At 59.6% G+C, this 12,740-nt stretch carries 14 protein-coding genes; 2 read left to right on the plus strand and 12 right to left on the minus strand.

Features of this window, described 5'->3' with window-relative positions; translation table 11 throughout:
- Positions 1-7: 7 nt before the first annotated feature.
- From phnN to CWM58_RS23675, 11 genes are all read right to left on the minus strand, one after another.
- Positions 8-571, minus strand: a complete 564-nt coding sequence (gene phnN / locus CWM58_RS23625) for a ribose 1,5-bisphosphokinase (protein WP_100681924.1) — start codon at positions 569-571, stop codon at positions 8-10.
- Positions 571-1,707: an alpha-D-ribose 1-methylphosphonate 5-triphosphate diphosphatase gene (gene phnM / locus CWM58_RS23630; RefSeq protein WP_100681925.1), complete on the minus strand. Its 1,137-nt coding sequence runs from the start codon at positions 1,705-1,707 to the stop codon at positions 571-573. The genes phnN and phnM overlap by 1 nt, the downstream gene beginning before the upstream one ends.
- Positions 1,704-2,390, minus strand: coding sequence for a phosphonate C-P lyase system protein PhnL (phnL, locus tag CWM58_RS23635; RefSeq protein WP_100681926.1), 687 nt, complete (start codon positions 2,388-2,390; stop codon positions 1,704-1,706). The genes phnM and phnL overlap by 4 nt, the downstream gene beginning before the upstream one ends.
- A gap of 108 nt (positions 2,391-2,498) precedes the next feature.
- A complete protein-coding gene (gene phnK, locus CWM58_RS23640; protein ID WP_100681927.1) occupies positions 2,499-3,257 on the minus strand; it encodes a phosphonate C-P lyase system protein PhnK in 759 nt (252 codons plus the stop codon).
- Positions 3,254-4,102, minus strand: coding sequence for an alpha-D-ribose 1-methylphosphonate 5-phosphate C-P-lyase PhnJ (locus tag CWM58_RS23645; protein ID WP_100681928.1), 849 nt, complete (start codon positions 4,100-4,102; stop codon positions 3,254-3,256). The genes phnK and CWM58_RS23645 overlap by 4 nt, the downstream gene beginning before the upstream one ends.
- Entirely contained in the window at positions 4,095-5,159 is a 1,065-nt protein-coding gene (locus CWM58_RS23650) for a carbon-phosphorus lyase complex subunit PhnI (RefSeq protein WP_100681929.1), read from the minus strand. The genes CWM58_RS23645 and CWM58_RS23650 overlap by 8 nt, the downstream gene beginning before the upstream one ends.
- The gene (gene phnH, locus CWM58_RS23655; protein WP_100681930.1) at positions 5,160-5,744 is read right to left on the minus strand and encodes a phosphonate C-P lyase system protein PhnH; all 585 of its coding nucleotides are present in this window, start codon (positions 5,742-5,744) and stop codon (positions 5,160-5,162) included.
- Positions 5,741-6,193 carry a phosphonate C-P lyase system protein PhnG gene (gene phnG, locus CWM58_RS23660; protein ID WP_100681931.1) on the minus strand — a complete coding sequence of 151 codons (453 nt, stop codon included), beginning with the start codon at positions 6,191-6,193 and terminating at the stop codon, positions 5,741-5,743. The genes phnH and phnG overlap by 4 nt, the downstream gene beginning before the upstream one ends.
- Positions 6,194-6,919, minus strand: a complete 726-nt coding sequence (gene phnF, locus CWM58_RS23665; RefSeq protein ID WP_061156076.1) for a phosphonate metabolism transcriptional regulator PhnF — start codon at positions 6,917-6,919, stop codon at positions 6,194-6,196. It abuts the gene before it with no gap.
- 155 nt (positions 6,920-7,074) lie between these two features.
- Positions 7,075-7,509, minus strand: a complete 435-nt coding sequence (gene yjdN, locus CWM58_RS23670; RefSeq protein ID WP_100681932.1) for a VOC family metalloprotein YjdN — start codon at positions 7,507-7,509, stop codon at positions 7,075-7,077.
- 229 nt (positions 7,510-7,738) lie between these two features.
- Positions 7,739-8,074, minus strand: coding sequence for a zinc ribbon domain-containing protein YjdM (locus CWM58_RS23675; RefSeq protein ID WP_061156074.1), 336 nt, complete (start codon positions 8,072-8,074; stop codon positions 7,739-7,741).
- Between the two features lie 544 nt (positions 8,075-8,618).
- Between CWM58_RS23675 and proP the strand changes: the two genes are divergently transcribed.
- Entirely contained in the window at positions 8,619-10,121 is a 1,503-nt protein-coding gene (gene proP, locus CWM58_RS23685) for a glycine betaine/L-proline transporter ProP (RefSeq protein ID WP_061156073.1), read from the plus strand.
- A 50-nt stretch (positions 10,122-10,171) separates the two neighbouring features.
- Here the strand turns inward: proP and melR are convergent, their stop codons facing one another.
- The gene (gene melR / locus CWM58_RS23690) at positions 10,172-11,110 is read right to left on the minus strand and encodes a transcriptional regulator MelR (RefSeq protein ID WP_061156430.1); all 939 of its coding nucleotides are present in this window, start codon (positions 11,108-11,110) and stop codon (positions 10,172-10,174) included.
- A 239-nt stretch (positions 11,111-11,349) separates the two neighbouring features.
- On the opposite strand from melR, the gene CWM58_RS23700 reads away from it, so the two are divergent.
- Positions 11,350-12,702: an alpha-glucosidase/alpha-galactosidase gene (locus CWM58_RS23700; protein WP_100681933.1), complete on the plus strand. Its 1,353-nt coding sequence runs from the start codon at positions 11,350-11,352 to the stop codon at positions 12,700-12,702.
- The last annotated feature ends 38 nt before the right edge of the window (positions 12,703-12,740 follow it).

Here is a 12,740-nt window from a genome sequence, read left to right on the forward strand (position 1 = left end):
CTTTCACTCATACCGGTTGATTCTCTATGCGAGCCACGTGGCTGCGCAGCAGGCGGAAGAAATCGTCAACCGATTGTCTGAGACTCCCGTCATTATTCAACGTCAGGCAATTGTCTGGCTTATAGCGCGCGGCACGATCCAGACGCTGGGCGATTTCTACTGCATTTTCCCGGCCGCGCTGCTCCAGCCGCTGGCGCAGCACCGGCGGCGAGACGGCGAGACAGATCGGCACCAATACCTCACCGTAGCGTTCCCGCGCCAGCGCCAGATGGGCGCGGGAGCCGTTGGCCACCACGTCGAAGCCGGCGTGCAGCCACAGGTCGATCTCCACGCCAATGCCATAGTAAGTATTGTTGGCGTGCCAACTGAGAGCAAAAAGATGCTGCTCGGCGCGGGTAAAAAATTCATGTTCGCTGAGGGCGATATGATTCTCGCTGCCCGCGTTAAACGGACGGGTAATGTAACGATGGGCCACCAGCAACTGCGGGTGCTCGCGTTCGCGCAGTGCCGCCAGCAGGCTGTCTTTACCGGAGCCGGAGGGGCCCACCAGCCAAATCAGTTTTCCCGGCATTAAAAGACCCTCGTTCCCTGGCGCCAGACGTGGTCGATGTGCACATGCTCGCCGCGACGGTGCGCCAGCACCAGGTCGGCGCGTTTCCCCTCGGCGATGACGCCGCGATCGTCGAGGCCCAGCGCCAGCGCCGGATGCTTGCTGACCAGACGGATCGCCTGTGCCAGGGTGAAGGCGTTATCCTCGGCGTCGGCGATGCGGAACGCCGCATCCAGCAGGCTGGCCGGATAGTAGTCAGACGAGAGAATATCCAGCAAACCACTGCTCGCCAGCTGGTGCGCCGCGATGTTGCCGGAGTGCGAACCGCCGCGCACGATATTGGGCGCCCCCATCAGGACGTGGAGGCCGTGCTGGCGGGAGGCCCGGGCGGCGGCCAGCGTAGTGGGAAACTCGGCGATCACGCTCCCCAGCTGATGGGATTCGGCCACGTGCTCCTCGGTGGCGTCGTCGTGGCTGGCAAGGGCGATATGGCGTGAGCGGCACATGGCGGCGATGGTCTGGCGATTCGGCTGCGACCAGGTGGCGGCCAGGGCCATCTGCTCGGCTTCAAAACGGTCCATCTCGTCATGCGTCAGATGATATTTGCCCTGATAATAATCGCGGTACTTGCTGCGATCGGCGTACTGACGCTGGCCTGGCGAGTGGTCCATCAGAGAGACCATGCTCACTGACTCGCGGTCAATCAGCTTTTCGAACAGCGGTAGCGTGGTGTGATGCGGCAGCTCGCAGCGCAGGTGCAGGCGGTGCTCGGCGCGGTTGAGGCCGCGCTTTTGCGTCTCTTCCACCGCATTGACCATCTTCTCCAGATTCTCAAGACGATCGCCGCCATCGCGCACGTCGCCAATCGCCACGGCGTCCAGCACGGTGGTGATGCCGCTGGCGACCATCATGGCGTCATGGCTGCTCATCGCCGAGTGGGCTGGCCAGTCCACTTTTGGCCGCGGCGTAAAGAATTTGTCGAGGTTATCGGTATGCAGCTCGATAAGGCCCGGCAGCAGCCAGCCGCCTTCTCCATCCAGCGCCTGTGGCAGCCGGCTCTGGCTTTCGGCAAAGGCGAGGATGCGACCGTGCTGGACTTCCAGTGAGCCGTGGACCACGTCGTGGTCGAGAACCAGTTTTACGTTATTGATAATCATGCTGTCATTCCCATGGAGTGCAGTCGGTCGGCGACCTGACGGCGTACCCCTTCGTCATGGAAAATCCCCACGATGGCCGCGCCGCGCGCTTTGGCATCGTGGATCAGGTTGACCACGGCAGCACTGTTTTTGGCATCCAGTGAGGCGGTGGGTTCATCAAGGAGTAGGATCGGATAGTCGACCGCAAAACCGCGGGCGATGTTGACCCGCTGCTGCTCGCCGCCGGAAAAGGTCGACGGCGCAAGGTGCCACAGGCGTTCCGGAACGTTGAGGCGGGTCAGGAGCTGGGCGGCTTTCGCGGCGCTCGCTTCACGCGGCGTCCCAAGGTCGAGCAGCGGCTGCATCACCACCTCCAGTGCTGAAATGCGCGGGATCACCCGCAGAAACTGGCTGACCCAGCCGATGGTGGTTTTGCGCACTTCCAGTACTTTGCGTGGGGTGGCGGTGACCAGATCCACCCATTCCTCGCCGTGGCGGATGTGGATATGGCCGCTGTCCGGCAGATAATTGGCATACAGCGAACGCAGCAACGTCGATTTGCCGCTGCCGGAGTGACCGTGGAGTACCACGCACTCCCCGGCGTTAACGGTCAGCGAGGCGTCGGCCAGCACCGGCAGGCGCACGCCGTGCTGTTGGTGCAGAACAAAGGTTTTATGGATGTTTTCAACGCGTATGGCGTTCATTTTTAGCCTCATTAGCATTTGAGCCTCCCCGGCGTCGCGTTGCTCGGCCGGGCTACTCTGAATTTGTAGCCCGGCCAAGCGCAGCGCCGCCGGGAATGGCACCGAGGGTTAGTTCTGCAACACCGACGACACCAGCAGCTGGGTGTAAGGGTGGTGCGGATCGTCGAGCACCCGGTCGGTTAAGCCACTCTCGACTACCTGGCCCTGCTTCATCACCAGCAGACGGTTCGCCAGCAGGCGGGCGACGCCGAGATCGTGGGTAACAATCACCACCGCCAGATTCAGTTCCACCGCGAGGCCGCGCAGCAGGTCAAGCAGCCTCGCCTGCACGGACACATCCAGCCCGCCGGTGGGTTCATCCATAAACACCAGCTTCGGCTGGGTGACGAGGTTGCGGGCGATCTGCAGACGCTGCTGCATGCCGCCGGAAAAGGTGGTGGGCAGGTCGTCGATGCGCGAGGGCGGGATCTCCACCTCTTGCAGCCACTTTTCGGCGGTGGCGCGAATGTTGCCGTAGTGGCGGGGGCCGGTGGCCATCAGCCGTTCGCCGATGTTGCCCCCGGCGGAGACCTGGCGACGCAGGCCGTCCATCGGGTGCTGATGCACCACGCCCCATTCGGTACGTAGCAGGCGGCGGCGTTCGGCTTCGCTCATGGCATACAGCGAGCGCTGCTGGTACAGCACCTCGCCCTGCTGCGGCGTCAGACGGGCGGAAATCGCCTTCAGCAGGGTGGTTTTACCGGAGCCGGATTCCCCGACGATGCCGAGTACTTCTCCCGGCCACAGTTCAAAGGAGACATCGCGAAAACCTTTGTCCGGGGCGTAGAGATGGGTCAGGTTATTCACAGCAAGTAATGGCTGGCTCATTTTTTCTGCCCCTCGCTCTGCTGGCGGCAATAGTCGGTATCGGAGCAGACAAACATCCGCTGGCCGCTGTCATCCAGTACCACTTCGTCGAGGTAGCTGTGGCGCGAGCCGCAGATGGCGCAGGGCTCATCCCACTCCTGCACGGTAAATGGATGGTCGTCGAAATCGAGACTCTCCACCGGGGTATAGGGCGGCACCGCGTAGATCCGCTTTTCGCGCCCGGCGCCGAACAGCTGCAGCGCCGGCATCATGTGCATTTTCGGGTTATCGAATTTTGGGAGCGGCGAAGGGTCCATCACGTAGCGGCCATTGACCTTCACCGGGTAGGCGTAGGTGGTGGCGATATGGCCGAAGCGGGCGATATCTTCATACAGTTTCACCTGCATGACGCCGTACTCTTCCAGCGCGTGCATGGTGCGGGTTTCGGTTTCGCGCGGCTCGATAAAGCGCAGCGGCTCCGGGATCGGCACTTGATAGATCAGGATCTGATCCTCCACCAGCGGCGTCTCCGGGATCCGGTGGCGGGTCTGGATCAGGGTGGCGTCTTCGGTACGCTCGGTGGTGGCGACACCGGTGACGCGCTTAAAGAACTGACGAATCGACACCGCGTTGGTGGTGTCATCGGCGCCCTGGTCAATCACCTTCAGCACGTCGTTCTCGCCGATGACGCTGGCGGTCAGCTGGATGCCGCCGGTGCCCCAACCGTAGGGCATTGGCATTTCGCGACCGCCGAACGGCACCTGGTAGCCGGGAATCGCTACCGCTTTGAGGATCGCCCGGCGGATCATGCGCTTGGTTTGCTCGTCGAGATAAGCAAAGTTATAGCCAGTCAGTGGGTTAGCCACGTTCGTTCTCCCGTTGCAGGCGTTTCAACAGCGCCAGTTCGGCCTGGAAATCGACATAGTGCGGTAGTTTCAGATGCGAGACGAAGCCGGCCGCTTCGACGTTATCGGCATGGGCCAGCACAAACTCTTCATCCTGAGCCGGGCCAGCAATCTCTTCGTCGTAGTCCGGCGCCTGCAGGGCGCGGTCGACGAGGGCCATCGCCATTGCTTTGCGCTCGCTCATGCCGAAGGTCAGACCGTAGCCGCGGGTGAAGTGCGGCGGCTCATCCTGCGGGGCGACGAAGCCGTTGACCATCTCACACTCGGTCAGCAGCAGCTCGCCAATATTGACGCTAAAGCCCAGCTCTTCCGGGACGATTTCCACCTGCACGTAACCGCTGCGGATCTCGCCGGCAAACGGATGGTTGCGGCCATAGCCGCGCTGGGTCGAGTAGGCCAGCGCCAGCAGGTAGCCTTCATCGCCGCGCATCAGCTGCTGTAGACGCGAGGAACGCGAACAGGGGTAGACCGGTGGAGTGCGGGTAATATCATCGGGCGGCGTGCCGTGGTCCTGCTCCGCTTTTGCCAGCCGCTGCTGCGCCAGCAGGTGGAAGACGTGCGGCGTCGGCTCTGCTTCGCCATCGGCTTGCTGCACAGACGGCGCTTCGCCGTTGGCCAGCAGGGTAAAATCGAGCAGGCGATGGGTGTAGTCGTAGGTGGGGCCCAGCAGCTGGCCGCCGGGAATGTCTTTGTACACTGCGGAGATGCGGCGTTCGAGGCGCATCTCCGCAGTGTTAATCGGTTCGCTGACCGCCAGCCGCGGTAGGGTGGTGCGGTAGGCGCGCAGCAGGAAGATCGCTTCGACGTTATCACCGCTGGCCTGCTTGAGCGCCAGTGCCGCCAGTTTGCGGTCGGCGATGCCACCCTCGGTCATCACCCGGTCCACCGCCAGGTTGAGCTGTTCGCCTATCTGATCAACGCTCAGTTCGGGAAGCCGTCCATCGCCCCGCCGTTTCTGTTCCTGTAAGGCGTGAGCGGCGAGGATCGCCTTCTCGCCGCCCTTGACGGCTACATACATTTAGCAAACCTCCACGTGGGTGGTGCGCGGGATCGCCAGCAGGCGCTCGCCGCAGGTGAGGATCAGGTCGATGCCCAGCGGGAACGGGTGCGGGCGTTCGGTTAATTCGTCGATGATGCAGTCCGGCAGTTGGGGCGCAATCATTCGCTCTTCGGCAATGCCTGCCCCGGTCAGGCGCAGCATGCGTCCGCCGCTGAGGCTGGCGAGCTGAACAATCAGCGTGACGCCGGTTTCCGGAGCGGTGACGGTGCCAGCGGAAAGGACGTTGAGCTGCTCGGCGCTGATACCGTCATTGGCGACGGCAAAGACCGCCTGCTGCGGCTGGTCCACCAGCGGCGCGCCGGTATGAAAGCGCAGATTCTGTCCCACCAGATCGTTATGCAGGGCGCTGGTGAGCCAGACCGGCGTTTCATGATCGGCAAGGGTCAGCAGCAGGCTGGTGGAGGCCACGTTCAATGGCTGCCAGCCGTGCTGAAGCTGCTGCAGGGAGACAATCACCCCCGGCTCGCTCATCGCTTTCAGCAAGCGACGAAAACTGTGTTGGGCATCCTGCACAGCCAGGGTAAAAGCGGGTTGTAAGGTCATGCGTTATCTCCGCGAACCAGGGTAAAGAAGTCGACCCGGCTGGCGTTGACTTCGGCGCGTCGGGCTTCAATGCGCGCGCTGCGTAGCGCTTCCAGCGGGGTTATCAGGGTTTCCATTAACGTGTGAAAATGGCGGGGCGACTGCAGCAGGGCGTCGATGACCGCGCAGCGTTCGGCATGCGGGCGGTCGCGGCCTAAGATCCAGCTGTAACCGAGCGTCCCGTCGGCCAGACGTACCGCCGCGCGGGTGAGCGTGGCGTCGCCGGCAAAGAAACGGTCGCCGATGCCACCCATGCGGGCCTGGAGCTGTACCAGCCCGGTTTCCGGGGTGCGAATCAATTCATACGCCGGCGCCAGCTGCAGGGACTGCATGCGCGCCAGAAGATCTTGCGGTTCACTGTGGGCCAGGATGGACATCCAGCGCTGGCGGGTGGCGGTATCGAAGTGCATTCAGTGCTCCATGGTAAATTCAATCATGTCGGCGCGGGTCAGGCTGACGGAGTATTCGATGGGGGTCTGCTCGCCCTGGCGGCTGTTAAGGGTGCGCACGCAGAGCAGCGGCGCCATGTTGGGGATCTCCAGCAGCTTGCTCTCTTTTGCCTGCGCGCGGCGGGCGCTGATTTTGGTGCGCGCCCGGGTCAGTTCGACGGCGAGCCGATCGCGCAGCAGGTCGTGCAGCGAGCCGTGGCTGAAGGTTTGCAATACCTGCCAGAAGCGCAGGTCGGCGAAGTAGTGGTCGATCAGGCACAGGGCGACGCCATTGACCCGGCGCAGAGTGCGCAAGTGGATGACGTTATCGCCCTCATTGATGCCAAAGGCCTCGGCAACATGCGCGCTGGCGGGGCGCAGCACCGACAGCAGCTTTTCGCTGGTGGGATCGCTGCCCTGTTCCAGCAGGTTCTGACTGAAACGCGCCTGGGCATTGAGCGGGTAATCGATGGGTCGCATCAGCACCAGCACGCCCACGCCCTGACGGCGCTGGACCCAGCCACGTTCAACCAGCTGGTCAATGGCCCGGCGCAGGGTATGGCGGTTAACGTCGAAGCGCGTCGCCAGCTGCTGTTCGGCGGGCAGATAGTCGCCGCAGCGATAGTGATGGCGCAGCTCCTGCTCAAGTCGGGCGGCGATTTCCTGATAGCGCGTGGGATAACTGGTCGGATGTCTGGACAGGTGCATAGTCATCAAGCCTCACACAGCATAGGCGAGGAAGTCCCTCGCGTTGTGGGCCGATCCTGACCGGTTTATGTTGCATTTCGGTTAAGTGATGATGACTAAAGGATGAAGAGTTGGTGCCAGAAGGATGACAGGGCGGCAGGACCGCCCTGCCGGGGTCAGCCCTGTTTGACCACGTTGATCATCCAGGGGACGCCAAAGCGGTCGACGACCTGGCCGAAACCGTGGGCCCAGAAGGTTTCCTGCCAGGGCATCTCAATGCGCCCGCCGACGGCCAGCGCTTCGAACCAGCGCTGACCTTCAGCGACATCGCTGGGATCGAGGACGAGGGTGAAGCCGGCGTAATGCACATCGGGCCCGAAGGCGCTGTCGCTCAGCATCAGCTCGCCATTATTGATGCGCAGGCTGGCGTGGGCGATGGCATCATCTGCCATCTTCTGGCCAGACGGGCAGCCGTCTGACGCTTCTTGCGCCGGGGGCGGCATTTCGCCAAAGGTCATTTTAAACATCAGCTCCGCGCCCAGCGTCTGCTGATAGAAGGCGATTGCCTCGGCGCAGTTGCCCGCAAAGGCAAGGTAGGGACTTAAGGACATGGTGAATACCTCAGTGACCGTAACCCGTAAAGCGTAGTCGCCGGGGACGCTGTTGAGCCAGACGGCAGCGCGAAAATGTGTAGCGGCATACCGGCGCAATGGCCCAGTGAAAATAGCGAGTGCTGAGGCGGAAAATAACAGGTTGCACAGGGAGCAGGTGGCACACGAGGATATCAGAAGCGGCGACGGCAGTGCAGGAAAATAATGACGTCGCCCTCCCGGAAATAAATCAGTTCTTTTTGACGAATTCCGACTTGAGCTTCATCGGGCCAAAACCGTCAATTTTGCAGTCAATATTGTGATCGCCTTCGACCAGACGGATATTCTTCACTTTGGTGCCGATTTTCAGCATCGAAGAGCTGCCTTTAACCTTCAGATCTTTCACGACGGTAACGCTATCGCCATCGGCCAGTAAATTGCCATTGGCATCTTTAACGATCAGCGCGTCGTTTTCTTCTGTCGCCTCGGCAGGGTTCCACTCATGGGCGCATTCCGGGCAGATATACATGCCGTTATCTTCATAAGTGTAAGTCGAATCGCATTTTGGGCAGTGTGGCAGTTGCATGACGTTCCTCGTGATGTCGTCGAAAAACAGGACGTTGGTCCTTTAAACAGCGGCTGATAGCCGAAAGTATGGCTGATTATAGCGCAATTACCCACTTTTGTCGGGTGTTTTTTTAGTAAAAATAACCCATCACCATATTCTGTTGAAAGTAGAATAACCGACAAAATTATCCATACGGGACCGAGGGGAAATGAGGAAATAATTTCCGCAAGATCGCCGCAAAATGAACTTATTTATTTTCGGACACTCTGTAATAAGGCGGTAAATTTATGTGAAGTTGATCGCAGATATAAACACTGTTAGGGTAAAAAAGGGGAGCAGGTCAATTTCATCGGTTATCACGATCGGCCGCTCTATTTATTCACCAGTAGCCAGAGCAGGCGTCAACAGGTTCGGTTGTACATTCTGTCAGCAGACAGTGCAGGCAAACCTGCTACGCTTGAAATGAGGAGCACAGCAATTCACCGCTCCTGACGCACGATGCGAATGGCATTGCCATTCGGCGATGATGCGTGTACTCAAGGCGGAGTAGCAGAGGAAAAATATGCTTAAAAGGAAAAAAATAAAGCCCATCACCCTTAAGGATGTGACCATCATCGATGATGGTAAACTGAAAAAGGCGATCACCGCGGCCTCCCTGGGTAACGCGATGGAGTGGTTCGATTTCGGCGTCTATGGCTTTGTGGCCTACGCCTTAGGTAAAGTCTTCTTCCCCGATGCCAACCCAAGCGTGCAGATGATTGCCGCACTGGGTACCTTCTCCGTTCCATTTTTAATTCGTCCGTTAGGCGGCCTGTTTTTCGGGATGCTGGGCGATAAATATGGTCGGCAGAAAATCCTCGCAATAACCATCGTGATCATGTCGATAAGTACTTTCTGTATCGGCCTGATTCCGTCGTATGCCACGATAGGTATCTGGGCGCCGATCCTGCTGCTGCTGTGTAAAATGGCGCAAGGCTTCTCGGTCGGTGGCGAATATACCGGGGCGTCGATCTTCGTCGCGGAATATTCCCCTGACCGTAAACGCGGGTTTATGGGCAGCTGGCTGGACTTTGGCTCCATCGCCGGGTTTGTGATGGGGGCCGGCGTGGTGGTCCTGATTTCCAGCGTGGTGGGCGAAGAGAACTTCCTCGACTGGGGTTGGCGTATCCCGTTCTTCCTGGCGCTGCCGTTAGGCATTATCGGCCTCTATCTGCGCCATGCGCTGGAAGAGACCCCGGCGTTCCAGCAGCATGTGGATACCATGGAACAGGGCGACCGTGAAGGGCTGCAGGAAGGGCCGAAGGTCTCTTTTAAAGAGATTGCCACCAAGCACTGGCGTAGCCTGCTGACCTGTATTGGTCTGGTGATTTCCACCAACGTGACCTATTACATGCTGCTGACCTATATGCCGAGCTACCTGTCGCATAACCTGCACTACTCGGAAGATCATGGGGTACTGATCATCATCGCCATCATGGTCGGGATGCTGTTTGTACAGCCGGTTATCGGTATGCTCAGCGACCGCTTTGGCCGTCGTCCGTTTATCCTGATTGGTAGTGTGGCGCTGTTTGCCCTGGCGATCCCGGCCTTCATTATGATCAACAGCAACGTGATTGGCCTGATTTTCGCCGGTTTGCTGCTGCTGGCGGTCGTGCTGAACTGCTTTATCGGGGTGATGGCCTCCTCGCTGCCGGCGATGTTCCCGACGCATATTCGCTTCAGCGCCCTGGCCAGCGCCTTTAATATCTCGGTGCTGATTGCCGGTCTGACGCCAACGCTGGCGGCGTGGCTGGTAGAAACCACCCAGAACCTGATGATGCCTGCTTACTATCTGATGGTGATTGCGGTGATTGGCCTGATTACCGGCCTGTCAATGAAAGAGACGGCTAACCGCCCGCTGAAAGGAGCGACGCCAGCGGCGTCGGATATCCAGGAAGCGAAAGAAATACTTGGCGAGCACTACGATAACATCGAGCAAAAAATCGAAGATATCGATCAGGAGATCTCCGATCTGCAGGCAAAACGGTCACGTCTGGTGCAGCAGCACCCTCGTATTAACGACTAATCCTTTTGGCTGTTGCAACATGCCGCCGCGGGCTTCCCCGGCGGCATTTTTTATGTCTCCTGCAAGGCCAGGCCGTGTCGACGCTGTTGGCTGAGTTTACGATACTGCTGCGGCGGCATGCCCACGTAGCGGGTAAAGGTGCTGTAGAAGCGGCTGCTGGAACGGAAACCGGCGGTGAGGGCAATATCCAGGATGGTCTTGTCGGTATCGCTCAGCAGCGCCCGCACGTGATTGATACGCATAGCGGTAATGTACTGCTTCATGGTCTGCTGCATCACCCGCTGAAAGACCCCCATCGCGTAGTTCGGGTTGAGCTTAACGTGCTCGGCGACGGCGTCGACGGTCAGCGCCTGATCGTAGTGGGCGGCGATAAACTCCAGCATCTGGCTGACATAAAACTGGGCGTGGCGCGAGACGCTGTTCTTGTGGGTGCGCGAGGTTTTGTTGACCAGAATCGGCTGCCAGCCGGAGAGGCTCAGCCGCTTGAGCATCAGGGCGATTTCATCGATCGCCAGCTGGCGAATCTGTTCATTGTCGTGGTTCAGCTCCTGCTGCCAGCGGCGCACTTCAAAGGCGCTTAACTGCTGCGCGGCGAGGGACTTAATCACCATCCCATGGGTGACGTGGTTGATCAGTTCGCGGTCCAGCGGCCATGAGAGAAACAGATGCATTGGCAGGTTGAATATCGCCATCTGCTGGCAGTCGCCAGGGCGGGTCAGCTGATGCGGCGTACAGGCCCAAAACAGGGTGATATAGCCTTTTTCAATACGCACCACTTCGTTATTAATCAAATACTCTACATCGCCGTCGAATGGCACGTTGACCTCCACCTGGCCGTGCCAGTGGCTGGTGGGCATGGCGTGCGGCGGGCGCAGTTCGATATCCATACGCTGATACTCGGAGTAGAGCGCCAGCGGGCTGCGGCTCTGCTTTTCGTCGCTGCTGCACATGAAGGGATCGGGGGGCAGGGAAGTAAAGCGGTGTTCCATCATTAACGTGTTCCTGGATTGTCAGAGTGGCTGCATTTTTCACCAAAACTGACTACAGCTTAGCGGAATAACTGGCCCGTTTTCTCTCCTTTTAAGTCGATCTATTCCCAAAAGCTCAGATTTTGTGGCGCTTAATGGCCGATCTGAGTTTCCGGGAATGCTCCGGCGGGAACGGGGCAGCGCAGCGGGGAGCGGCGTGCCACTCTGAAAGCGTTCAATGATCTGATGGAGAGAGTGCAATGTCTGCCCCAAAAATTACTTTTATCGGTGCCGGTTCGACGGTGTTCGTCAAAAATATTCTCGGTGATGTTTTCCAGCGCCAGGCGCTGAAATCGGCGCATATCGCGCTGATGGATATCGATGAAACCCGGCTGGAAGAGTCGCATATCGTGGTGCGCAAGCTGATGGATTCGGTGGGCGCGAACGGCGAAATCAGCTGCCATCGCGATCGTAAAACCGCCCTGCAGGGCGCCGATTTTGTCGTCGTCGCTTTCCAGATTGGCGGCTATGAGCCCTGTACCGTCACCGATTTTGAAGTCTGCAAACGCCACGGCCTGGAGCAAACCATCGCCGATACGCTGGGGCCGGGGGGCATTATGCGCGCGCTGCGGACCATTCCCCACCTGTGGGCTATCTGCGACGATATGACCGAGGTCTGCCCGGACGCCACCCTGCTTAACTACGTCAACCCGATGGCGATGAACACCTGGGCCATGTACGCGCGCTACCCGCATATCAAGCAGGTTGGCCTGTGCCATTCGGTACAGGGGACAGCGGAAGAGCTGGCGCGCGACCTCGATCTCGATCCGGCGGATTTACGCTACCGCTGCGCGGGAATCAACCATATGGCGTTCTATCTGTCGCTGGAGAAAAAGCTCGCTGACGGCAGCTACGTCAGTCTCTATCCCGACCTGCTGCAGGCCTACGCCGAGGGCCGGGCGCCGAAGCCGAACCTGCACGGCAACCCGCGCTGCGAAAACATCGTCCGCTATGAGATGTTCAAAAAGCTGGGCTACTTTGTCACCGAATCGTCGGAGCATTTCGCGGAATATACGCCATGGTTTATCAAGCCGGGCCGCGATGACCTTATCGCTCGCTATAAAGTGCCGCTGGATGAATACCCTAAACGCTGCGTCGAGCAACTGGCCAACTGGCATAAAGAGCTGGAGAGCTATAAGCGCGGTGAGCGCATCGACGTTAAACCCTCGCGCGAGTATGCCAGCACCATCATGAACGCCATCTGGACCGGCGAGCCAAGCGTGGTGTACGGCAACGTGCGCAACGATAATCTCATCGACAACCTGCCGCAGGGCTGCTGTGTGGAAGTGGCTTGCCTGGTGGACGCCAACGGTATTCAACCGACGAAAGTGGGCGCGCTGCCGGCGCATCTGGCGGCGCTGATGCAGTCCAACATCAACGTGCAGACGCTGCTAACGGAGGCCATTCTGACGGAAAATCGCGACTATGTTTATTACGCCACGATGATGGATCCGCACACCGCCGCGGTGCTGGGGATCGAAGAGATCTACGCGCTGGTGGACGATCTGATCGCCAGCCACGGCGACTGGCTGCCGGCCTGGCTGCACCGTTAATCCTCTCATGCCGCCGGGGGGATCTGGCCCGGCGGCGC

The sequence above is a fragment of the Klebsiella sp. H-Nf2 genome, assembly GCF_002806645.1.
GTDB classification, from domain to species: domain Bacteria; phylum Pseudomonadota; class Gammaproteobacteria; order Enterobacterales; family Enterobacteriaceae; genus Klebsiella; species Klebsiella variicola.